This is a genomic window from Collinsella sp. AF04-24, assembly GCF_003465685.1.
Lineage (GTDB): Bacteria > Actinomycetota > Coriobacteriia > Coriobacteriales > Coriobacteriaceae > Collinsella > Collinsella aerofaciens_AP.
In genome coordinates this window covers 39309-39616 of record NZ_QSBK01000024.1, presented here as the reverse complement: position 1 = coordinate 39616, position 308 = coordinate 39309, and the positions used below count along the sequence as shown (strand labels likewise).

Annotated in this window: 1 pseudogene; it reads left to right on the top strand. The window is 71.4% G+C overall.

What is annotated here, in order from left to right:
* Positions 1-184, top strand: a pseudogene (locus tag DWV32_RS09010) (IS30 family transposase); the annotation flags it as partial.
* Positions 185-308 lie beyond the last annotated feature (124 nt).

The following is a 308-nucleotide window of genomic DNA, read 5'->3' as shown; positions in this document are numbered from 1 at the left end:
CGAGCCCCGCGGCGCGCTCGGCTTCGCGACGCCCGCCCGCGCCTTCCGGGCGATGCTCGGCGACGACGCGGCGGCGCTGCTGGATGCGTACGGCATCGAGGACGTGCCCGTCGACGGGCTCGACCTGACGCCGGGGCTCATCGCGCGGGCGCGCGCAGAGAGGGGCGATGCCCCGCTGTCCTAGCCTGAAAGGGAAAAACGGAATAGACGGAACCGACCGTTCGGCTGGGTCTGGGAGGAGGTGCCGGGCGGCGGGCGGAGCATGGCCACCGGACCCATCGAAACACATCTCCACCGTTCCTTCAACT